Raw genomic sequence first — 20702 nt, forward strand, 5'->3', positions numbered from 1 at the left:
CTTAATGACATTGTTGTGATCACCATTGGCTATTTCTTGTCAAAAAATAGAGAATATGATAACCCAATTGGGGTTGTGATCGCTGTTGTTCCAGCATTTTTGACGTTGCTTCCAACTATGATCGAGACAACGCCGATCAATGGGGAAACGGCTGTAGAAATCAGTGGGGTCATCAGTTACGGGAATATTGGTTCAAAAGGAGTCTTTGCTGCCATCATTACTGGATTATTGGCAACCGAGCTATACATTCGTCTGACACGTTCTAAGAAATTGCAAGTCAATTTAGGAGATAGTGTACCGCCAGCAGTCGGAAAATCTTTTAACACGATGTTCCCATTGATCATTGTCGTTTCATTGTTTGCCTTTGCTTCATTTTTGATCCAACTAACAGGAAATGATTTTATGAGAATCATCGAACAATTCATCCAAGAGCCATTACGTGGTGTAGGGACTTCATTTTTTGGCTACTTGTTTTTAGTTTGCTTTGGAAACTTACTATTTTCTTTCGGTATCCATCAATCTGTCATCACCGGTCCGATCCTAGATCCATTATTGATGGTAAATATGAATGAGAATATGGCAGCTACTGCGAATGGTGAAGCTGCTCCTCACATCATCAACTCAGCGTTCCACCAAGTATATGGCGCTTTGATGGGTGGTACTGGTTCGACCATTGCTTTAGTGATAGCAATTTTACTTTTTAGTCGCTATCAAGCATATAAAGATTTATCTAAGTTGGCGTTAGGTCCTAATATTTTCAACATCAATGAACCTGTGATTTTTGGATTACCGATCGTCTTCAATTTACCGATGATCATTCCTTTTGTATTATCACCGATCGTAGGTACGACTATTGGCTATTTAGCAACATCAATGGAGCTAGTCAATCGCTGTGTGGTGACCATTCCTTGGACGACACCACCGTTTTTAAGTGGCTTTTTAGCAACTGCAGGTGATTGGCGAGCAATTGTTGTTCAAGCAGTCATTATCGTCGCGTTAGTCTTCTTCTATCTGCCATTCTTAAAAATCAGTGAACGGGTTGCTCGTACAAATGCTGAGATGAGTCTTTCTTAGAAGATTGATGAATGGAATAGATAATTGAAAAATTAGAATAATGATTGGAATGAGAAGATGGGAAAGAAAAAATTTTTTTGGGGAGATTCCTCCTCAAGTATGCAAACAGAAGGCGCTTGGAACGAAGGCGGAAAAGGCTTGTCTGTTTATGACGTTCGGGAAGCGACTGAAACTACTTCGGATTGGAAGCATGGGATTGATCGCTATCACCGATATGAAGAAGATCTTGATTTGATGCAAGAAATGGGCATGAATTTTTATCGCTTCCAAACTTCTTGGTCACGTGTCAATCCAACAGGTGATGGAGCATTCAATGAAGAGGGTCTCTTATTTTATGATCGCTATATCGATGCGATGTTAGAACGGAATATTGAACCGATGCTATGTCTCTATCATTTTGATATGCCGCTTCATCTTGCGCAGAATTACGATGGCTTTATGAGTAAACATGTCGTAGATGCTTTTGTGGAATACGGGAAAAAAATGGTGGATCGCTACAAAAGTAAAGTCAAATATTGGGTGACTTTCAATGAACAAAACTTGTATTCAACACCGTTGGCACTATTATATGGGGGAACATTGAATACGGAAGATACAGTGGATAATATTCATCAAATCGCTCATAATATCATGGTCGCACATGCAAAAATCGCCAACTACATCCATGAAACAACAGAGGGGCAAATCGGCGGGATGTTAGCTTATTCTAATATGTACCCTGCGACTAATCATCCCAAAGATGTATTGGTTGCGAGAGAATGGGATGAATTTATCAACCAGAATCTTTTGGATGCCTTTTGTGGACGTGGTTATTCGAAACAAGTTTTGACGTTTGAAAAACAGCATTTGAACGTAGATATGACCGAGGAAGAACTTGCTGAGATCGGAAAAGTAACAAGTGATTATTTATCATTCAGTTACTATTGTACCGGAAGTATCAGCCATAAAAACATTCCAGCAGATATCGCACCAAACTATTATTTGACATATGGTGAAGTGGAAAATCCATTTGTTTCGATGAATGAGTGGAATCTGGGAATTGATCCTCTTGGCTTTAGAGATATCATCAACAAGATGTACCAAAAGTACAATTTACCGATTTTCCCCGTTGAAAATGGGATAGGCACGCAGGAAAGTTGGGATGGCAATACACCTATTCAAGACGACTACCGCATTTATTACCATGAACAACATATTAAAGCAATGCAAGATGCAATGAGCATGGACGGCTGTGAAGTACTAGGTTATCTTGGCTGGGGATTAATTGATCTACCTAGCTCAAAAGGTGATATGGAAAAAAGATACGGGATGGTTTACGTTAATAGAGGAAATCATGATCTGCGTGATATGAAACGCGTACCTAAAAAAAGCTTTCATTGGTTCAAAGATTTTCTTCAAAAAGAACAAGGCTTATAGAGTGAGTAAATAATAGCAAAATAGATAGTTGCATGTATTCGTTGGATCAAGTGGATACATGCAGTTTTTTGTATATTCTTATTTGTTTGAAGAGTGAAGTGATAAATCAATAATACAGTTAGTCTGCTGAATGTTCACAAGCGACTATCCAACAGTAATTTTTCTCTTTATAGTTTGGAGGAAATACTTTTTTTATTTTCAAAAAAAATTTGTTCATTCTTTATCCATTTATTCAGTAGAATAATTGCTAAAGGAGGGATTACGATGGAACACGAAACACTAGAAAGTGTTAAAGAAAGAAAAGCGCGAATTTTAGCAACAGTCAAAGAGCAAGCATTAAATGAAGTCGACAGAAATAAAGAAGTAACTAAAGATAGTAAAGAAGTATCACACAGTGGTGATTCTCAGGCTATTGGGCAAAGCGAAAAAAATAAAGAGAGATAAATTTTCAAAAATCTAGAATATGAATAGAAGATACTTGAATGTCCCACTCTCTTGTTCGATTGATGCTACTTTCTAGATTTGTAGGGTTACAGTGAATCTTAGAAACCAAACTTCTTCAAAAAGAAAGGAGAGCAAGATGAAAGAAAGAGATCTAGATAAGATAAAAGAAAAAAGAAGACAAGAAATTGAGAGTATCAAACAACGTTCTTTTGCAGAAATCAATAAAATCAAAGCGGAAAATATGAAAAAACTTAAACTAGAAAAAATGGACTTTAAAGAAAAAAGAGCAAAAGATCAAAAAAATGAAGGCTATGTATTATAAAATTTTAAGTCTCTAGAAGCGTTTTTGCAGAAGTCGACAACACTTCAAAATCAGCCTACCCACCCAAAATACTTCAAGTTTTGGATGAGTAGGCTTCTTTATATTGATTATGAGTTTAAGATAAAACAGCTGCTGCAAGTGCCTGTTGTACGGCGATGATATTCTTATCTTTTCTAAATTGTAACGATTCAGCGGGTAGTTCTGCGCTAGAGATCCAAATTTTCAATTCGGCATCTAAATCAAAATGCCCACTTGTTTCAATCGAAAAACGTGAAATCGAACGGTAAGGGATCGATTTATATTCGCTTTTTTTACCAGTCATTCCTTGTTTATCGACGATAATCATCCGACGGTCGGTGAAAATAATCAAATCACGTACTAATTTGAACGCTAACTCTACCTGTTCCATTGGAATCAGGATCTCTTGAACTTCTCTTGTGATATTGGTTGTATCTTTTTGGGTAGCGTTACCCATCAAGCCATCAAATAGCCCCATAAAAACACTCCTTTAGTCGTAGGATAAAATCATTTTAGTAATCTACTTCATTGTAACAAAGCTTTTGAATGAACGAGCAATTTATTCTTCAAAAGAATAAAAAAATTGAATTTGTAAGGCTGAGTCAGACAAAGTCACGTTAAACAGATGGTTTGAGCTTTGACTTTATTAATGTTACGGTTGTTATGTAATTAAGAATAGAGGAGGCAAACTATGGGGAAATATGATTTACCGCAAGTAGAAACTCATCTTTATATTAATGGCAAATGGCTTGAAGGCTCTGAAGGAACAGTTGATGTCGTCAATCCAGCAACTGGTGAAACGTTAGCAAGCGTCCAACAAGGTGGCGAAAAAGAGACAAAAGAAGCCATTGAAGCTGCCAACAAGGCATTCGAAGGTTGGTCAAGAACAGCACCAAGCGAACGAGCAAAATTAATGAATAAAATGGCTGATCTAGTAGAAGAAGACAGCGAACGTTTAGCAAAAATCATGACGATGGAGCAAGGGAAACCGCTTGCTCAAGCGACGGCAGAAATCCAAACAAATGTCGAAAACCTTCGCTGGAATGCAGCGCAAGGCCAACGAATCATGGGAGAAATCATTCCTTCACCTGAAGGGAAACAATGGCAAGCACGTAAACAACCAGTAGGTGTCGTCGGCGCCATCACACCATGGAACTTTCCATCCAACATGATCATTCGTAAAATCTCGCCGGCAATCGCCGCAGGCTGTACGGTGATCTTAAAACCAGCAAAATCAACACCTCTATCAGCACTTGCGTTGATGGAATTATTCCATAAAGCTGGCTTTCCAGATGGCGTCGTAAATATCGTTATGGGGGACTCCTCAACTATTGGAAAGATTTTGTCTGAATCGGATGATATCCAAAAAATCACATTCACAGGTTCAACAGAAGTTGGACAAATTCTAAATGAACAAGCAGCACCTACCTTGAAAAAAGTTTCTATGGAGCTAGGTGGACATGCGCCATTTATTATTTTTCCAGATGCCGATGTAGAATTAGCAGTCGATACATTGATCAAAACGAAATTTATCAACAATGGACAAGTATGTACGTCACCAAATCGAATTTTTATCCATAAAGAAATCAAAGAACAAGCAACAAAATTGATTGTGGAAAAAATCAGAGAAGTGACTGTTGGAAATGGGTTAGACGATCCAACTACGGGGCCATTGATCAATGAAGAAGGCGTAAAAAAAGTTGAAGAACAATTAAAAGATGCAGTAGCTAAAGGAGCAGAAATCTTGGCTGGTGGTCATCGTCTGACGGACGGAGAGTATGCAAATGGCTTCTTCTTTGAACCGACAGTATTAGATGGCGTGAAAAAGGAAATGGATATTTTCTACAATGAAACATTTGGACCAGTGATCCCAATCATTACATTTGAAGACGAAGAACAAGTAATCAAAGATGCCAATGATACGATTTTTGGTTTAGCATCATATTTCTTTGCGACGAATATCCATACGATCAACAATGTAAGCAATAAATTGCAATATGGCATGGTCGGTGTCAATGATACGACGATCTCAAATTCTGCGACACCATTTGGGGGAGTCAAACATTCAGGGTTTGGCCGTGAGAACGGAACTTTTGGGGTAGAGGAATATGTCGAAGTGAAGTTTGTGACGATTGCATCAGAGAAATAAATGATAAGATAAAAAGAAGAGGATGATTGCATAAAATCATCTCTCTTCTTTTTTATTTTGATGATACTCATGATAAACATGATAGAGGTTCAGTTCGTACTCTTTCTTTGCATTCGTAACGACCGTATCTAAAATCATACCGGTAACTAGTGAAAGTAAAGCTAGGATCATCAATCCTGTACTTAAAATAGCTGAAGGGACTTTAGTAATAAAGCTTGTCAACATAAACTCACGAATGACAGGAATCCCAGTGAACAGACCAGCTAAAAAGAAAATGACTGTCCAGATATTGAAAAATAGGATTGGTTTATAATCTTTACACATTTTAATGATCATCATAATGACTTTGAAGCCATCAGAAAAGGTATTCAATTTTGATTCGCTACCTTCTGGGCGATCACGGTAATCAATAGGGAGCTCAACTAATTTGAATTTTTTATCTAAGGCATGAATGGTCAATTCCGTTTCGATTTGGAATCCAGCACTCATGATCGGGAAGCTTTTGACAAAAATACGGTTAAATCCTCGGTAGCCAGTCATCACGTCTCTTATTTTTGTTTTATATAAACGAGTGATCGTATTTTTGACTAAATTATTACCAAAATCATGGAAGGCACGTTTATTTTCTTCAAAGTAAGTACCATTAGAAAGACGGTCGCCAATGACCATATCCGCTTCGCCAGAACGTAATTTTTCTAAAAGTCCATGTACGGCTTCGGCTGGATAAGTATCATCTCCGTCTACCATCAAGTAGTAGTCTGCATCAATATCAAAAAACATTTGACGAATGACATTTCCTTTACCTTGACGAGGTTCTTTTTTTACAATAGCACCCGCTGCAACTGCTAAGTCGTAGGTGTTGTCCGTTGAGTTATTGTCGTATACATAAATATCTGCTTCTGGTAATTCTCGTTTAAAGTCGGCAATGACTGTGGGAATCGTTGCTTCTTCATTATAACAAGGAATCAGGACAGCAATTTTTTCTGTGTGATTCATTTTTCACTCTCCTAAATAAATTGAAAAAGTTTAAACTAAGCATAACCTATCATGTACGTTTATACCAGTTTTTATGCAAAAAAAGAAGCTCTTATCCATAGGAAAGCCTATTTCTAAGAGAATCTTTTAAAAAATGAAATCAAGCATCTGTTCCTTTTTTTCTAGAAATATCTAAAACAGTACCAGTATAGGCATCTGCTAAAAATTCATAATAGACGACTTCACCATCTTCTATGCGAGAAATCCCACCACGATAAGCTTTTGAATGAATTGCAAATTTACGTGTCGGTTCTTTCTCAAAAGAGATCCAGGAGCCTTCAATCGAGCCTTCATCTAAAAATGCTTCTTTGATGGTAGCTAAGACTTCATCAGCGGACATCGTTTTGTTGCGATTGTACCATAGTGCAGTTGCCACGCCACTTAATAATCCTAAACCAAGTCCGACAGCTAAACCACCTTTGAAATAGGCCTGTTCACTTTCTTCATACATGCTGCTTGCCCTCCTTTACACTTTCACAAGTTTCTTTGGCTTTATTTTACCACACTATCTGATTTTCTTTGAAATAAATAACCGTTTTGAAATAAAATACGGTATAATAATCACGATAGATTTGTCCAGATACTATTTTTTAAGACAAATCAAAGCTGAGATTGAAAGGAGACAAGTCTGAATTATAGACGATCATTATTATGGATGAAAAAACATTTCAACGTATCAAAGAACTAACAGAATTACAAGGAACAAGCGGTTTTGAACAAGATATCCGCGCGTACATGGAGCAACACATGGAGCCACTAGTTGATGAATTACAATTAGATGGATTAGGTGGGATCTTTGGATTACGCCACCACCAAGAAGCAGATGCACCTCGTGTCATGGTGGCAGCGCACATGGACGAAGTTGGCTTTATGTTGACACAGATCCAAGATAACGGATTGTTCAAAGTGGTTCCGCTAGGCGGTTGGAATCCTTATGTAGTATCGGCTCAACGCTTTACATTGAAGACATCATCAGGTAAAAATTATCCATGTATTTCTTCTTCCGTTCCACCACATTTATTACGTGGCACAAGCGGTCAAAAGTCAGTCGAAGTAGCTGACATTTTATTTGATGCTGGTTTTGAATCAAAAGAAGAAGCAATGAGTTTTGGTGTCCTACCAGGAGATACGATCGTACCTTTTGCAGAAACGATCAAAACAGCAAACGGCAAAAATATTATCAGTAAGTCATGGGATAACCGTTACGGTTGTACGATGGTCTTGGAAGCATTAGAAGCCCTAGAAAAAGAAACATTAGGTCATACGCTGATCGCCGGCGCTAATGTCCAGGAAGAAGTTGGTTTACGTGGATCAAAAGCTTCAGTGAACAAATTCAAACCTGATCTATTCTTTGCGGTAGACTGCTCTGCAGCAGATGATACAGTAACGAAAAAAGGCACATTTGGCCATCTAGGAGAAGGCACCTTGATGCGTATCCAAGATCCAGGATTGATCATGTTGCCACGTTTACGTGAATATTTACTAGATATTGCTGAAACAAACAATATTCCATATCAATACTTTGTATCAAAAGGTGGTACCGACGCGGGTGCTGCTCATACACAAAATGAAGGAATCCCAAGTACTGTTATCGGTGTGGTTGGACGCTATATCCATACGCATCAAACAATGTTTAGTATCCGTGACTTTGAAGCAGCCAGAGAAATGTTGATCCAAACATTGAAGGGCTTAGATAAATCAACGGTGAATACGATCGTTTACGGAAAATAAGTAATCAACGAGTGAAGGCTATCCGCTTTTGCTCGTTTTTTATTTTTTAGATATAGTTTGGTCAGTTTTTTGTAAAGGTGTATAATTTAAGTAGAATATAGAATAAGAAAGAAGTGTAAACCTATGATTACTCCTAAAAGTCTTGAAGAAGTAGCCGGTTATGTTGAAAAAGGCAATCATATCTTTTTCTTTACTGCCGATTGGTGTGGCGATTGTCGCTTCATCAAACCACAAATGCCAGAGATCGAGCGTCGCTTTTCAGATTGGACATTTGTCGAAATGGATCGTGATGCGTATATCGACTTAGCAGCAGAATGGAATATTTTCGGTATTCCAAGTTTTATTGTCATCAAAGATGGGAAAGAACTAGGTCGTCTGGTCAATAAAGATCGTAAAACAAAAGAAGAAATCGAACAATTTTTAACAAAAACGATTCAGCAGTGAGAAACGAGAGGAGTGGGAAAAATGGAACAAGCATATAAGAAAATATTAGTTGGAATTGACGGAAGCGAGCAAGCGTTTGCTGCATTCAAAAAAGCCGTTGAGGTAGCTCGTAGAAATGAAGGCACAGTATATGTGACGAATGTGATCGACCAACAATTTTATCAATTTATGGGGTATACGCCTATTGACCAATCCTTGATCGATCAACAGACTGAATCAGCAAAAGAATTGATTGAAGAATGTAAAAATTACGGAAAATCCGTTGACTACCAAAAAATAGAAGGTATTGTGGCTTACGGTTCGGTCAGAGAATCTATGGCAGTAAAACTACCAAAGAAATATCAAATCGACTTGATTATGATTGGTCAATCAGGGTTAAATGCCGTTGAACGTTTTATGACTGGTAGTGTGGCAAGCTATGTGATTCGACAAGCTCCGTGTGATGTCTTAGTCGTTTCAGAACCAAGAGAAGCCTAGTTTTTGATTCAATAGGCAGATCCTTGAACAAAAAAGACGAGGAAACGAAAGATGGTGCATTTCGTTTCCTCGTCTTTTTTGTGATCCGTGCTTTCTTTTTATTCCGGCAAGCTTTTCTAAGAGAATTTATCATGCAAGAACCGCCTTTTTTTGTTAAGATAAAGCAAGAGAGTTTGGCGCTGGACTATTTGGGGATTCCCGAAAGTACGATGTATTCAGTTGCCATAAATAAAAAACAACTTCAACAAATGATATTGGAGGAAACAAAATGATTTTTGCTTATAATCGCGCACATGTGGGCGACACACTAATGGTGATCGTAGCCGACGATAAAGGGACGGAAAATACCGCTATTCGCAAATGGAATGTTGCGCAGATCAAAGATGAATCTGGCCAAATCGTTGCATGGAACTTTTTCCATATCTCAGATCATCTAACAATTGAAGGCAATGGCCAAGTAACAATCTCAGAAGAACAACTAGCTGAATTGAACCGTTTGATCAAGGAAGCTGGCTTTGAAGAAACACTCGAAAAAGACAACCAACCGAAAATCGTTGTCGGTTATGTCAAAACTTGTGAACCTCATCCAGATTCAGACCACTTATCAGTAACGGAAACAGAAGTAGATGGTGGCGAAGTTTTACAAATCGTTTGTGGTGCACCGAATATCGAAGCAGGTCAAAAAGTAGTCGTTGCCAAACCTGGTGCAATGATGCCAGACGGTATGATGATTTGGCCTGGAGAATTAAGAGGGGTCAAAAGTGATGGAATGATTTGCTCTGCAAAGGAACTTCACGTACCTAACGCCCCAGAGAAAAAAGGCATCTTAGTTTTACCTGAAGATGCGATAGTTGGCGAAGCATTCAAAAACTAGCATTAATAAAAAAACGACTACCTCCATTGAGGTAGCCGTTTTTTTATTAATTATTTGAGCCATTGGAACTATTTGAATTTCCTTGATTTAATGCAGTATTATCAATTGTCAATTTGATATCTACAGTTTTTTCTTCTTCGCCACGGTAATAAGTGATCTTCACAGTGTCACCAACTTTTTTACCATAAAGCACAGACTGTAATTCAACACCAGATGAGACTTCTGTATCATCGATTTTTGTGATGACATCATATTGTTCTAAGCCAGCTTTTTCCGCAGGCGTTGCTGGTTGAACCGAACGAATGATCACGCCATTTGTTACAGAAGATGGTAATTTCAAGATCTGTTCCTGTTGTTGTGTAGAAACGGCGGAAAGATCGGTCATTGTGATACCCAGTGCAGGGCGTGTTACTTTTCCATCTTTTTCAAGTTGATTGATGATATTTACGACATCATTACTTGGAATCGCAAAGCCCATTCCTTCAACACTTACACTTGAAGAATCAGAAGTCGATGCAATTTTACTTGAATTGATACCAATGACTTGACCTTCGATATTAACTAGTGGACCACCAGAGTTCCCCGGGTTGATCGCTGCATCTGTTTGGATAGCATTGATATTCACTGTCTCATTAGATTCATTTGTACTTGTCACTTGACGATTCAAGGAAGAAACAATTCCTGATGTCACCGAGTTTGCGTATTGAGAACCTAGAGGAGAACCAATCGCAATCGCAGGTTCGCCGACTTTCAATGAAGCAGAGTCGCCAAATGAAGCAACAGTATCGACTTTGTCAGCACTGATTTTTAAAACAGCTAAATCAGTATAAGCATCTGTACCGACTAATTCTGCTTTCACTTTTGTTCCATCTTTTAGTAAAACTTCTAGTCCTTGTTGTCCATCGACAACGTGATTATTCGTCACGATATAAGCGGAATCGCCCTCTTTTTTATAAATCACACCGCTACCTTCACTGTAAGCTTGCAATTCGCCATCTTCACCACTACTTTCTTGTTGTTGGCCAAATAATGAACCAAACGGGTCAGATGATGAACTTTGTTTTTGTAGGTTGATAACAGAAACAACTGCTCCTTGCACTTTATCCACTGCAGAAGTGATATCTGAATCTACATTGACTTTTACATTTTCGACAACTGTTTCGCCTGATGCATTTTGTGTCCCACTGCTAGAAGAAGTCGTTACTGAGTTACCACCTCCAGTTGCTGCATAAAAAATACCGAAAGTCAGTAATCCGCCAATCACGCCACCAACTACGCCAAGACCTAGCTTTCGCCAAATGCCATTAGATTTTCTTTTTTTCATTTTTGGTGTCACATCTCTTCTGTCCATGTGATCTGCCTCCATTTATTATTTTCTAGATAAGTTAAGTATAGACTTATTTACTAAATTTAGTCTACTTCCAGACTGTGAACTTTTTATGAAAAACATTAGGAAAAATAATTGTTTTCAGATGAAAAAATTAAATACAAACTTATACACAGCAATTGTGGAAAAGTATTTGTAAAAAATGCGCATAAATGCTCATAAAAGTTATCAACAACTTGTGGAAAAAGTGGAAAAATCTGTGCGAAACATATGTTTGCTTAAGAAATACTTATGAAATAAGCAATAAAACCACGATAAACTGTGGATAAACCTGTGGAAGATGTGTATAACTATGTGGGAAAACTTTTTTAAATCACTTTCTTGAATAAGCATCCTCAATTATAATAAGGAAGGAATAAATCGACCTGGAAGAATGAGGAAAGGAAATAATTATGAACATAAAAATCATCTCAGTAGGAAAATTAAAAGAGAAATATCTGATTCAAGGAATCAATGAGTACGTTAAGCGACTGAAAGCCTATGGGAAAATCGAACTAATAGAAGTACCTGACGAAAAAGCACCAGAAAATCTTAGCGAAGCCCAAATGCGCCAAGTCAAAGAAAAAGAAGGCGAGCGTATACTCGCAAAAATCAAAGATCATGAATTTGTCTACGCTTTAGCGATCCAAGGCGAAAATCCTACCAGTGAAGCCTTTGCAAAGCAAATCGATCAATTAGGCATCCAAGGAAAAAGCCAGCTCGTCTTTGTCATCGGTGGCTCGTTAGGATTAAGCGATGACGTCATGCAACGCAGCAATGCCCAAATCTCCTTCGGCAAAATGACCTACCCGCACCAACTGATGCGCCTGATTCTCGTCGAGCAGATCTATCGGGCGTTTCGGATCAATACGGGGGCTCCGTATCATAAATAATGATATTTTTTAAGAGAAAAATTAATCTCTATTTTAATATAGTAGAAATAGGTAGTCGGATGGGAGAAGTTTATAAATAATTTTGTTATTTGCTTTAATAGGTAAGTAATTTGCAAAAGAAAAACATATACCGTTAAAAGATAATGTAGACACAGAAACAAATACGTAAAATTTTAGTTAGAAATAGTAAGGAGAAAAAATATGATAGATGAAAAAAAGTGTTTAAAAAATCTATTAGAGGACATGGATGATATTGAAGAAAAACTATCTAAATGGACTGGGAAAACAAATATATTTCAGATACTTAAGCTATCTAAAAATGAAATAAGACATAGTAATTTTTTAGCCTTTTTATTCGCCCCAAATGAAACCCATAATTTATCTGATGATTTTTTTAAAATGTTTTTGAAAAGATATATAGATTCTAATGATGATACAAAAGCTACTATCAATTATTTTGATGCTTTACTTAATAGTTATGAAGATTTAATTGTTTACAGGGAAAATAATAATATTGATATTTTATTGGTTTCGGAAAAAAATAAAATAGTGATGTGTATCGAAAATAAAATTCTGTCTTCGGAGTCTAGAGGGCAGCTTAATAAATACCAAAGATATATAGAACGCAATTATTCTAACTATAAAAAAATTTTTGTTTTTTTAACTCCAGATGGAAATGAACCCACAAATCCAAGTTGGGGTATAATTTCTTATAAGGACATCGTTGAAATACTGGAGCAATTAATACAAAAAAATAGTATGGAAAAGAAAGTATATTATTTGATAAAAGACTATGTTGATATTTTAAGGAGAGATGTCGGAATGGATGAAGAAATCAAAGAAATTGTTAGAAAAATTTATCAACAACATAAAGAAGCATTGGATCTGATATTTGAAAATATACCTGATAATTTAAGTTTGATGAGTGAATTATACATTGAAGCATTGAAACAGATTGCTAAAGAAAATGAAATAATTTTTGATCCCAAATACAGTGGAAAATCTATAGTTAGATTTCAAACACCTGAATTCACTAATTTATTTCCAGATTTACCTTTGTCTTACCCAGGTGGATGGAATAATCACAAGATGTATGCTTTCGAAATATTAAATAAAGGAGGAAATAGTGTTGGAAAAATAAAACTCGTATTTACAGGTAAGATTCCAGAAGAAAATAAAAAATTTGTTGAAGAATTAATGCTAACGACAGGGGTAAGAAAGAAGAAGGAAAACTGGGAATGGTGGAATGTTGCCGAATGGAAAATCAACAAAGTAAATGCGAGATTTATTGAAGACCTTTATACAAAGCTAGAGGATGAAGGAAGGGATCAAGTTGTAGAAGAAATCAAGAAATCACTTGGAAAAAATTTAAAAGATATAAGAGAAAAAGCCCGTGAATTCGAAAAAATAAAAAATAATTTCTTTATGCATTCAGATAATAGCACAATAAATTTTGAAGAAACAAAAGTAAATTTAGTTGAATAGAAACCAGAAACCCAGATACATTCTTTGAGAGATAAGTATGAATATTAATGAAATTTGGCAATCAGAAGACGAATAGATTTGGAAAAAATCTTTATCAGAAGCTATGTTAGAACCCAGTAGAGATAATTGTATTGAAATAAAATTATCGGAAATTAATGTTGATTACGTGAGTCAACTTGTAGTAGAAAATTTTTATGATATTTCTGAAAATATATGGCAAAAACATGTTTATTTCTTTGGTTTTGAAAATAAAGTTTATTTAACGCAACAAAATCAAGGCAATGAAAATAATTACATGTACTTTAGTGAAACTCAAAATCAACAATTAAAACAAGGTTTTGTGGATATAGTTAATGGACAAGCTCCTCAAACTCTAGTGGTGGGAGAACCTAATCAACAAGTAACAACTACGACAACACAAGACGCAACTACTCCAGCTAGTCCAGATCTGAATGAAAGAGCACAAGCGATTAGGGAAATATTAAAACAGAACCAAGGATTTAATGAAGAGGTATTAAATTCAATTCCAGATGAAGAAATAATTGATTCTTTCGTAGGTAATGCAACTAATGCGCAACTAGCACAAAGTGCGATGAACTTATTAGAAAAATATCCTAATTTGAAATAAGAGCTGTCTAGGGACAAATTTTTTAGAATGATTCAATAGTTAGAGTTATTCATTATCCATTAATAACTGATTCTTAAAAAGCTTATGGAGCTTTTTAAGAATCAGTTTTATTTATAGAGAGGGAGAATGAATGTATTAAACGACTTTTTTAACTAATATACATAAAAAAGTAATAATAAGAACGATAATTGAAAGAGCACAAACATTCTTTTGAATGATATATTAATTTAAAAAAATACAGTACTAGAAGTACTAAAAATGACCAAAAATATTACTATACTTTCAGATTGAAAAATAGTTAATTAAATAACTTCTTTACCAAAGAATTCTATAATATTATTCCCTATGATACCCAGCTCCGTATCATAAATGAAATAATGATCGATATCACGATTGACTGTCAATAAATGACGGTCTTTTTTAATGTTATTTTAACGATTATGAAACTAAAACGACGTTTTATGATATGTTTTATTTTTCAATTGATTATTATATTAAAATGGAAATATAATGAAGGTGTAAAATTAATTTTATCGGTTATTTTATTTGATCGATTAACTTAGTTTTTATGAAATAATAAAAACCACTTCAATCGTTTTAAATATGAAAATAATTCAGATGAAATGCGTATTTAGTTTAAGAAGGTCAACATATAAAGGACAAAAGCCTATCGCTTATAAAAATAATGTTGCAAGAAATCAACCATCAAATATCTAAGAAGGTGAATGAATGTCAATAGATAATGAAATGATCTATGAGAATCAAAAAGAAATTCGGAAAGTGGAACAGCAACAAGATGAATTAGCAAATGGGAAACGTAGGTTAGAAAACCAGCTCCTTCAATTAGAAAAAGACCTTCAAAGAGGTTTTCGCCAATTATCTGAAGTGAATCATGAAGATATCCAACAAGGTATGGCCAATGCAATTTGGATGCAGAAGGAGTATGAAGCAAAGCAACAAGCATTTCAACAACAATTTCATCAGGCATATGAAGAACTTGATTTTTCGTACAGGAAAACTTTACAAGGATTAGAAGTAGAAAGAGAAGAGTTGTTTGCAGAAAGGAGAACATTTGAGTGGGGTTAGTTTATGTGAGCGGGGAATCATCAGAATTTATGTCAGCGTTAAAGAAGAACTTAGCAAGTAGTAAAGAAACGATCAAACAACTAAAGAGAGGAAGTCAAAAAGTCGTGTCAGCTGTTAACGGAAACGAATTATCTGGTGCAGCATATACAGCAGGAAAAGGATTATTTAGTGAATTGATCATTCCGACAATTACACGAACAGCGAATGCGATTGAAAAAATTGAACAGGAGCTACAAAGGTATAAAGTCGCGGATCAGATTGTAGCAATGGAAGGATACTTGGATGAGAACAAACTGAACCAGCAACTGGCGACGACACGAGTTATGAAAGCATCAGTAGACACGACTTCTGCTTTTGTCCGGTCCCAAGCACAAAGTAATCCGTTCGTCGGCATTCTCGAAACATTGCTAAATGTCCAACGAGATCTAGATCGTATGTCAGAAAGCTTTCAACAAGATATTGATCAATTACAAAATAAATTAAAAAAATTACATAATTTCAATGCTCAAACTAGTGGATTATTCAGTCATAGTTTGGATGAACTAAAACTGGCGATGCAAGGTGTATTAGTGTTAAAGAATACGAGAGTGAGGATAGATGGTTCATATTTGTTACCCGAGGGAATAAATAAAAAGTGGTTTACTTCTGATCAAATAGATATAGGAAATTATGATGAAGTTATTTCAGTACTTCAAACAACAGGGGGGGCTCTGGCTAGTGAGAAAACAGAGAAACTATTTATACAAAAAGGAATACAGCATGGTCAAAATGCTTCCGACTATATCTGGAAAAACCGATATTCATTAGAATTACCAGACGGAAAGATTTTGGGAGAAGTTCCTGGAGCCACTCTAGCTGCAAGGGAATCGGCTGAGAATACAATAAAAGGGGTGTTTAAATATGGAGGCAAGGCAATAACAGAAGGAGCGGGATTATTAATTGGTGTAGGGATAGATATAGTTTCAGGCGATAGTGCTGAAGAGGCTTGGGGAAAAGGAATAATTACAGGATTAGCGAGTGCAGGAGTAATAAGTGGTATAAAGCTTAGTACGGGAGCATTAGCTGCAGTTGGACTAATTTCTGCTCCTGTAAGTATTGGTATAGTAGGTTCTATAGCTGTAGGTATAGGTGTAGGTATTGCGAATGATATTTTAAGAGAAAAATTTAAATTTGTTAGAGATTTTGAAGATAGTGTGGGACAAGCAGTAGTATCTGGATGGGGTGATTTCACTGAAGGGGTGAGTGGTTTTATTGGAGGCCTATTAGATGGAATATAACCGTAAAATTATTGGTGGAAAAATATATAATATTGCATTTCAAAAAAATAAAATTCTTCGCGGATGGTTGTTATTAGTAACAGAAAACAATGAGGAATTTGTTGTTCGACAGAATTCAAATTTGTTAAGGTTGGGCAACTATCATCTGAAAAGAGAAATATATAAATCTAATACTTCTTTAATGAGTTTTTCTGTAGACTGTAAAGAGATAGAGAAAGATTATAAGAAAAAATCAAACAGTAATTACATAGGTAGTGCGATTGCTTTAGTATTATATCCAATAATAAGAAAAATAGTTCCAGTTGAATGGTTATGGGGAAATTCTGATCAATTTTTTAATTTTTCTACAGGTATAAAAAATCTATTGTTTTTTTGGCTAACTATAATAGTTTGCTTGTACTTTTGTTCATTCTTTAGAAAAAGAGTTTTTCTTTTTAAAATGATGAATAATAATTCTGCTGTAAATTTTGTGGGAAGGATAAATCTAATTAATAATTCTAAATATGCAAAAAAAGTATGGAAAATAAATAATATAGTTGGTCTAGCTTTGATTATTTGTTTTACAATCATTTTTTTGTTTATAATACCTTTTTTAGTACAAGAAAGATTGCTAAGTTTGTTGAGTTTTTATATAGTTAAAATTTTTTTGTTCAATGGTAAAGTTTATTTCGTTAATAATATTGTGAAATATATATTGTTAGAAAGCGTATCTTGACTAAATGATATGAAAATAGAAGATGGTGAGATTAGAAATTTATGCTTTGATAAAAAAAAAGTAATTCCAGGTTGGTGTCTATTGATTTCAGATGGTAATGAAGAATATCTAATAAGACAAAACAATTTCATGGTAGGTTTAAAGCAGTATAGGGTTAATAGAAAGATCTATCAAGCCAGTATTTCTTTGAATGAATTCAGTATTTCGGGTTTAGAAATAGGGGAAGAGATCAAGAAAAAATCAGAAAAAAGTTATTTAGGAGTAGCCATTGGACTTCCTTTAAGTAACTTAGTGAGGGACTTTATTCCACAGAATTGGCTTTGGGGTAAAAGTAATTTGCCGATAGATATGTTGGAAGGAACCATTAATTTATTCTTCTTCTGGTTAGCATTAGTCATTTGTCTTTCTGTGGTATCTTATTGGCGAAAAAATAGACTAAAAAAGGAATTAGAAAAAAGAGGTGGTTCTTTAAAACGTATAGGTAAGGGATATGCAATTACTCCATTGATCATTACACAAAAAATTTTAAAATGGTGGTGAGGAGAATGAAAATGATTCATTATGTAAAGGCATTAACAGTATTGATAGGATTGCTTATATTTTATGGCATGTTTACGTTAGTCATTCCTTTTATAATACAAGAAAGATTATTATTTGTTCTTACAGTGTTTATTCTTGTGAGTACTATATTTAATGGCAAAATCTATTCAACAAAAAAGGTGAAATATAAAATAATTTTTGATAAAGATGATCGGTAAGTGTTTATATCCTTTTTTTGTATTAAATTTCTTATGGAATAGAAGTCGGAAATACAGAGATTGAGCCTACTAATAGCAACAGCTATAATAACTAGAATGGAGAATACATATGGAACAAACTAACTTACTGCCTTTGGGTAGTGTTGTGTACATGAAAGAAGGAATTATGCCATTACTAATTGTTGCGCGACAACCGATTTTGAAGATGCAAGAGGAAATTTATTACTTAGATTATGCTGCAGTAAATCAACTAACTGGTTTAAATAATATTGAAGAAATAGCGTATTTTAATAACGAGGACATTCGAGAAATTTTATATCAAGGATATATAAGTAAAAATGAAAAAACAGTTTTAACAGCCTTAGAAGAATGGAAGCAAAATAATTTGGATATCCCTAAAGGTAAAGTTATTGATCTAAAACATACTTCTAAGAAAAAAGAATACGGGGATTTAGGAAAAAAATTTTTATTGGAAGGAGAAACATTTGGTTTTTAATTTTATATTGAGTTAATGAGAATGCTAGCAAGGATTATTAAGCCTATCAAATACAATTTAAAGATGAGGAGGAAGATCGTTTTGGTTGGTTTTTTATGAAAAAATCACAGAAATAAAATACTATAGAACTGTTTTGAAACTAATTAAGTAATAGCATATAGTGCTAACTTTTCCAGAATCAACTGAGAAACTTGAAGGAGGTTTTAGATGATAGGAAACAACTGTGCCCAAGAGATTAAAAGAATTAATGGCAGATATTATTTACTGGAATTTAATGATGGATTGTACATTGTTGATTATTTTAAGTTAATGAGGCTAAGAAACTTTTTTCCGTTTAGTACCTTTTACAACAACGCTCCGAAAAAAAGTTGGACTGCATATAAAGTAACTGGATCAGCAGAAATTTTTGAAGGTAAAAAAATACCTGAAAGACAATTTTATGTTCCTGAAACTTATGGGATTTTCGGAGTTTTTGTAATTAGTCCTTTTCTTATATTTTTGGGCTATCTTGAATCAATATATTTAGCTCTATTGATTGGTAGTCTTCTTAGTATATATGGAATAATATCGACCTGTCGACTATTACATAACAATAAGAAAATGAAAGAAATCGTTAAAGATACGACAATTGTACAGTTAGTACTTGTTGAAAATAAAAGGTCAAAAATTTATGTATTTCTGAGTAATTTTTTATCATGTGTATATGGTATGTTTGTAGGTTACCTATTTATATCGGCAATTTTATCAGGTGACTTTTGGAAAGTTATTTTTGTTTCATTAGTATCACCTACAATTTCATTAATATTTGGAAAAATCATATCAAATTTTAGAGAAGTTCCAGATGTATCTTCTAAATATCAAATTGAAAAAAGATAAAAATCACATGAAAGATCATCAATTGAAAGGATTGTACATTTGAAACCATTATTCTAATCTATTACGGGAATAAACAGAAGAATGTTTGAAAAGAAATAATATGACTACTAGAATTTCCAAAATTTAAGTTTATATAGAATATGTATTTATTTTTAAGTCCACCTTTAAGCATTTAGGAGCATAGGTGCTGTATCTTTGAGTATCTATCATGAAATCCTACCAAATAAAGAAAAATTAGGAAATCATTCATTGTTCCATAGGAATCTTGTAATAATTATTTGATAAGGTATCATCGTGGGGGATTGAGAAAGAGGGTTCAGATGAAGAAAACTTATCAAGTGATTTGTCTATTGATCATGGCTTTTTTGTTTTTTACGCCCGTTCAAACTTTTGCCGTAGCAGGTGGGCATGGTGGTGGTTCAACCGGTGGGGGCTCTGGTGGCGGTTCGATAGGGGGAGGTTCCAATTCCTATTATCGGAGGAGTCGGACGACTAATAGTAACAGTACATCAGAAGATTTTCTCTTTTTTGGCTTATCATTAGGAAGTATATTTGTTTTTTCTTTATTTAAAAAAAAGAAAAGGCACAATATGGATATCAATGATTTGTTATCAAGAATGCCTGGAACAAAGCGTGAAAAGAAAAAATTGCTTTCTGAGATTAACAGAATCTTTTATGCAATACAAAAATCTTGGGAAGAAGAGGCTCCTGAAAAAGTAAGAAATTGTTATACTTTAAGATTATTTGAAGAGCATCAGCAAGTATTACAAAAAAATAAAGATGAAGGTGTAAGAAATCATACAACGAAAATAGCCATTCAAGAATTGGCTAACTACCGACAAATCAATGATACTAGTTTCTCTATTCGAATCGATTTTAGTTGTTTTGATTACTTAGTCGATCGAAAGAACCAGCAGTTGATTTCAGGAGATAAGCGGGAAAGGCTTTATTTTTCGCAAGTATGGTATTTCAACTACTCTGAAAAAGACAAAATTTGGCAAGCAGATTTTATTCAACCGATATTTTTAGATTGATAGCGTGTCTTTAGGCGAAGAACTAGCCTTTAAGATAAATCTATCACTAAATTCATTCTTTTTATAAAAAATATTTATAGGAGTCATCATTGTAATTTGTGCCT

At 34.8% G+C, this 20702-nt stretch carries 23 protein-coding genes and 1 pseudogene; 20 read left to right on the forward strand and 4 right to left on the reverse strand.

From position 1 onward, the window contains the following. The first annotated feature begins 15 nt into the window (after positions 1 to 15). From IGI79_RS01295 to IGI79_RS01310, 4 genes are all read left to right on the forward strand, one after another. On the forward strand, positions 16 to 1074 hold the full coding sequence (locus IGI79_RS01295; RefSeq protein ID WP_438845625.1) for a PTS sugar transporter subunit IIC: 1059 nt from the start codon (positions 16 to 18) through the stop codon (positions 1072 to 1074). A gap of 57 nt (positions 1075 to 1131) precedes the next feature. After that, positions 1132 to 2490 carry a glycoside hydrolase family 1 protein gene (locus IGI79_RS01300; RefSeq protein WP_195273780.1) on the forward strand — a complete coding sequence of 453 codons (1359 nt, stop codon included), beginning with the start codon at positions 1132 to 1134 and terminating at the stop codon, positions 2488 to 2490. A gap of 264 nt (positions 2491 to 2754) precedes the next feature. Next, complete coding sequence (locus IGI79_RS01305; protein WP_195273778.1) at positions 2755 to 2934, forward strand: hypothetical protein; 180 nt, start codon at positions 2755 to 2757, stop codon at positions 2932 to 2934. 136 nt (positions 2935 to 3070) lie between these two features. Continuing rightward, on the forward strand, positions 3071 to 3256 hold the full coding sequence (locus tag IGI79_RS01310) for a hypothetical protein (RefSeq protein WP_195273776.1): 186 nt from the start codon (positions 3071 to 3073) through the stop codon (positions 3254 to 3256). Between the two features lie 115 nt (positions 3257 to 3371). Here the strand turns inward: IGI79_RS01310 and IGI79_RS01315 are convergent, their stop codons facing one another. Continuing rightward, the gene (locus tag IGI79_RS01315; RefSeq protein WP_010736533.1) at positions 3372 to 3752 is read right to left on the reverse strand and encodes a PH domain-containing protein; all 381 of its coding nucleotides are present in this window, start codon (positions 3750 to 3752) and stop codon (positions 3372 to 3374) included. A 213-nt stretch (positions 3753 to 3965) separates the two neighbouring features. On the opposite strand from IGI79_RS01315, the gene IGI79_RS01320 reads away from it, so the two are divergent. After that, on the forward strand, positions 3966 to 5423 hold the full coding sequence (locus IGI79_RS01320) for an NAD-dependent succinate-semialdehyde dehydrogenase (RefSeq protein WP_195273774.1): 1458 nt from the start codon (positions 3966 to 3968) through the stop codon (positions 5421 to 5423). A 36-nt stretch (positions 5424 to 5459) separates the two neighbouring features. Here IGI79_RS01320 and IGI79_RS01325 read toward each other — a convergent pair whose 3' ends face one another. Beyond that, positions 5460 to 6419, reverse strand: coding sequence for a glycosyltransferase family 2 protein (locus IGI79_RS01325; protein ID WP_062805833.1), 960 nt, complete (start codon positions 6417 to 6419; stop codon positions 5460 to 5462). A 139-nt stretch (positions 6420 to 6558) separates the two neighbouring features. Next, the gene (locus IGI79_RS01330) at positions 6559 to 6909 is read right to left on the reverse strand and encodes a PepSY domain-containing protein (protein WP_019724280.1); all 351 of its coding nucleotides are present in this window, start codon (positions 6907 to 6909) and stop codon (positions 6559 to 6561) included. A 200-nt stretch (positions 6910 to 7109) separates the two neighbouring features. Between IGI79_RS01330 and pepA the strand changes: the two genes are divergently transcribed. The 5 genes from pepA to ytpR all read left to right on the forward strand — a co-directional run bounded on the left by pepA (position 7110) and on the right by ytpR (position 9984). Continuing rightward, positions 7110 to 8189 (forward strand): glutamyl aminopeptidase, encoded by a 1080-nt coding sequence (gene pepA / locus IGI79_RS01335; RefSeq protein ID WP_195273770.1) that lies wholly within the window; start codon positions 7110 to 7112, stop codon positions 8187 to 8189. A gap of 123 nt (positions 8190 to 8312) precedes the next feature. Beyond that, the gene (locus IGI79_RS01340) at positions 8313 to 8633 is read left to right on the forward strand and encodes a thioredoxin family protein (RefSeq protein ID WP_019724278.1); all 321 of its coding nucleotides are present in this window, start codon (positions 8313 to 8315) and stop codon (positions 8631 to 8633) included. A gap of 21 nt (positions 8634 to 8654) precedes the next feature. Further along, the gene (locus IGI79_RS01345; RefSeq protein WP_019724277.1) at positions 8655 to 9110 is read left to right on the forward strand and encodes a universal stress protein; all 456 of its coding nucleotides are present in this window, start codon (positions 8655 to 8657) and stop codon (positions 9108 to 9110) included. 23 nt (positions 9111 to 9133) lie between these two features. After that, on the forward strand, positions 9134 to 9382 hold the full coding sequence (locus IGI79_RS01350; protein WP_195273768.1) for a hypothetical protein: 249 nt from the start codon (positions 9134 to 9136) through the stop codon (positions 9380 to 9382). Beyond that, positions 9379 to 9984: a YtpR family tRNA-binding protein gene (gene ytpR, locus IGI79_RS01355; protein WP_010736525.1), complete on the forward strand. Its 606-nt coding sequence runs from the start codon at positions 9379 to 9381 to the stop codon at positions 9982 to 9984. The genes IGI79_RS01350 and ytpR overlap by 4 nt, the downstream gene beginning before the upstream one ends. Positions 9985 to 10030: 46 nt before the next feature. Here ytpR and IGI79_RS01360 read toward each other — a convergent pair whose 3' ends face one another. Further along, complete coding sequence (locus IGI79_RS01360; RefSeq protein ID WP_066025889.1) at positions 10031 to 11335, reverse strand: S1C family serine protease; 1305 nt, start codon at positions 11333 to 11335, stop codon at positions 10031 to 10033. A gap of 428 nt (positions 11336 to 11763) precedes the next feature. Between IGI79_RS01360 and rlmH the strand changes: the two genes are divergently transcribed. The 10 genes and pseudogenes from rlmH (at position 11764) to IGI79_RS01410 (ending at position 20598) form a co-directional block, all read left to right on the forward strand. Next, positions 11764 to 12243: a 23S rRNA (pseudouridine(1915)-N(3))-methyltransferase RlmH gene (gene rlmH, locus IGI79_RS01365; RefSeq protein WP_034689953.1), complete on the forward strand. Its 480-nt coding sequence runs from the start codon at positions 11764 to 11766 to the stop codon at positions 12241 to 12243. Between the two features lie 201 nt (positions 12244 to 12444). Beyond that, the gene (locus IGI79_RS01370; RefSeq protein WP_195476178.1) at positions 12445 to 13728 is read left to right on the forward strand and encodes a PD-(D/E)XK nuclease family protein; all 1284 of its coding nucleotides are present in this window, start codon (positions 12445 to 12447) and stop codon (positions 13726 to 13728) included. A 220-nt stretch (positions 13729 to 13948) separates the two neighbouring features. Beyond that, positions 13949 to 14356: pseudogene (locus IGI79_RS01375) on the forward strand (DUF4767 domain-containing protein); the annotation flags it as partial. 729 nt (positions 14357 to 15085) lie between these two features. Further along, positions 15086 to 15442 (forward strand): hypothetical protein, encoded by a 357-nt coding sequence (locus IGI79_RS01380; protein WP_195273739.1) that lies wholly within the window; start codon positions 15086 to 15088, stop codon positions 15440 to 15442. Next, complete coding sequence (locus tag IGI79_RS01385) at positions 15433 to 16719, forward strand: hypothetical protein (RefSeq protein ID WP_195273738.1); 1287 nt, start codon at positions 15433 to 15435, stop codon at positions 16717 to 16719. The genes IGI79_RS01380 and IGI79_RS01385 overlap by 10 nt, the downstream gene beginning before the upstream one ends. Beyond that, complete coding sequence (locus tag IGI79_RS01390; protein WP_195476180.1) at positions 16709 to 17434, forward strand: hypothetical protein; 726 nt, start codon at positions 16709 to 16711, stop codon at positions 17432 to 17434. Before IGI79_RS01385 ends, IGI79_RS01390 begins: the two co-directional genes overlap by 11 nt. Positions 17435 to 17443: 9 nt before the next feature. Next, positions 17444 to 17974 (forward strand): hypothetical protein, encoded by a 531-nt coding sequence (locus IGI79_RS01395; RefSeq protein ID WP_195273734.1) that lies wholly within the window; start codon positions 17444 to 17446, stop codon positions 17972 to 17974. Between the two features lie 327 nt (positions 17975 to 18301). Beyond that, a complete protein-coding gene (locus tag IGI79_RS01400) occupies positions 18302 to 18688 on the forward strand; it encodes a DUF4176 domain-containing protein (RefSeq protein ID WP_195273732.1) in 387 nt (128 codons plus the stop codon). Between the two features lie 207 nt (positions 18689 to 18895). Beyond that, positions 18896 to 19564: a hypothetical protein gene (locus IGI79_RS01405; protein ID WP_229053999.1), complete on the forward strand. Its 669-nt coding sequence runs from the start codon at positions 18896 to 18898 to the stop codon at positions 19562 to 19564. Between the two features lie 320 nt (positions 19565 to 19884). After that, positions 19885 to 20598 (forward strand): TIM44-like domain-containing protein, encoded by a 714-nt coding sequence (locus IGI79_RS01410; RefSeq protein WP_195273730.1) that lies wholly within the window; start codon positions 19885 to 19887, stop codon positions 20596 to 20598. Positions 20599 to 20702 lie beyond the last annotated feature (104 nt).

The sequence above is a fragment of the Enterococcus sp. AZ084 genome (assembly GCF_051714905.1).
GTDB lineage: Bacteria > Bacillota > Bacilli > Lactobacillales > Enterococcaceae > Enterococcus_B > Enterococcus_B pernyi.

What these genes read in the sequence shown, in the direction of transcription:
- IGI79_RS01300 (WP_195273780.1), top strand. Translation starts at nt 1,132, where the DNA reads ATGGGAAAGAAAAAATTTTTTTGGGGAGATTCCTCCTCAAGTATGCAA.
- IGI79_RS01305 (WP_195273778.1), top strand. Translation starts at nt 2,755, where the DNA reads ATGGAACACGAAACACTAGAAAGTGTTAAAGAAAGAAAAGCGCGAATT.
- IGI79_RS01310 (WP_195273776.1), top strand. Translation starts at nt 3,071, where the DNA reads ATGAAAGAAAGAGATCTAGATAAGATAAAAGAAAAAAGAAGACAAGAA.
- IGI79_RS01315 (WP_010736533.1), bottom strand. Translation starts at nt 3,752, where the DNA reads ATGGGGCTATTTGATGGCTTGATGGGTAACGCTACCCAAAAAGATACA.
- IGI79_RS01320 (WP_195273774.1), top strand. Translation starts at nt 3,966, where the DNA reads ATGGGGAAATATGATTTACCGCAAGTAGAAACTCATCTTTATATTAAT.
- IGI79_RS01325 (WP_062805833.1), bottom strand. Translation starts at nt 6,419, where the DNA reads ATGAATCACACAGAAAAAATTGCTGTCCTGATTCCTTGTTATAATGAA.
- IGI79_RS01330 (WP_019724280.1), bottom strand. Translation starts at nt 6,909, where the DNA reads ATGTATGAAGAAAGTGAACAGGCCTATTTCAAAGGTGGTTTAGCTGTC.
- pepA (WP_195273770.1), top strand. Translation starts at nt 7,110, where the DNA reads ATGGATGAAAAAACATTTCAACGTATCAAAGAACTAACAGAATTACAA.
- IGI79_RS01340 (WP_019724278.1), top strand. Translation starts at nt 8,313, where the DNA reads ATGATTACTCCTAAAAGTCTTGAAGAAGTAGCCGGTTATGTTGAAAAA.
- IGI79_RS01345 (WP_019724277.1), top strand. Translation starts at nt 8,655, where the DNA reads ATGGAACAAGCATATAAGAAAATATTAGTTGGAATTGACGGAAGCGAG.
- ytpR (WP_010736525.1), top strand. Translation starts at nt 9,379, where the DNA reads ATGATTTTTGCTTATAATCGCGCACATGTGGGCGACACACTAATGGTG.
- IGI79_RS01360 (WP_066025889.1), bottom strand. Translation starts at nt 11,335, where the DNA reads ATGGACAGAAGAGATGTGACACCAAAAATGAAAAAAAGAAAATCTAAT.
- rlmH (WP_034689953.1), top strand. Translation starts at nt 11,764, where the DNA reads ATGAACATAAAAATCATCTCAGTAGGAAAATTAAAAGAGAAATATCTG.
- IGI79_RS01370 (WP_195476178.1), top strand. Translation starts at nt 12,445, where the DNA reads ATGATAGATGAAAAAAAGTGTTTAAAAAATCTATTAGAGGACATGGAT.
- IGI79_RS01380 (WP_195273739.1), top strand. Translation starts at nt 15,086, where the DNA reads ATGTCAATAGATAATGAAATGATCTATGAGAATCAAAAAGAAATTCGG.
- IGI79_RS01390 (WP_195476180.1), top strand. Translation starts at nt 16,709, where the DNA reads ATGGAATATAACCGTAAAATTATTGGTGGAAAAATATATAATATTGCA.
- IGI79_RS01395 (WP_195273734.1), top strand. Translation starts at nt 17,444, where the DNA reads ATGAAAATAGAAGATGGTGAGATTAGAAATTTATGCTTTGATAAAAAA.
- IGI79_RS01400 (WP_195273732.1), top strand. Translation starts at nt 18,302, where the DNA reads ATGGAACAAACTAACTTACTGCCTTTGGGTAGTGTTGTGTACATGAAA.
- IGI79_RS01405 (WP_229053999.1), top strand. Translation starts at nt 18,896, where the DNA reads ATGATAGGAAACAACTGTGCCCAAGAGATTAAAAGAATTAATGGCAGA.
- IGI79_RS01410 (WP_195273730.1), top strand. Translation starts at nt 19,885, where the DNA reads ATGAAGAAAACTTATCAAGTGATTTGTCTATTGATCATGGCTTTTTTG.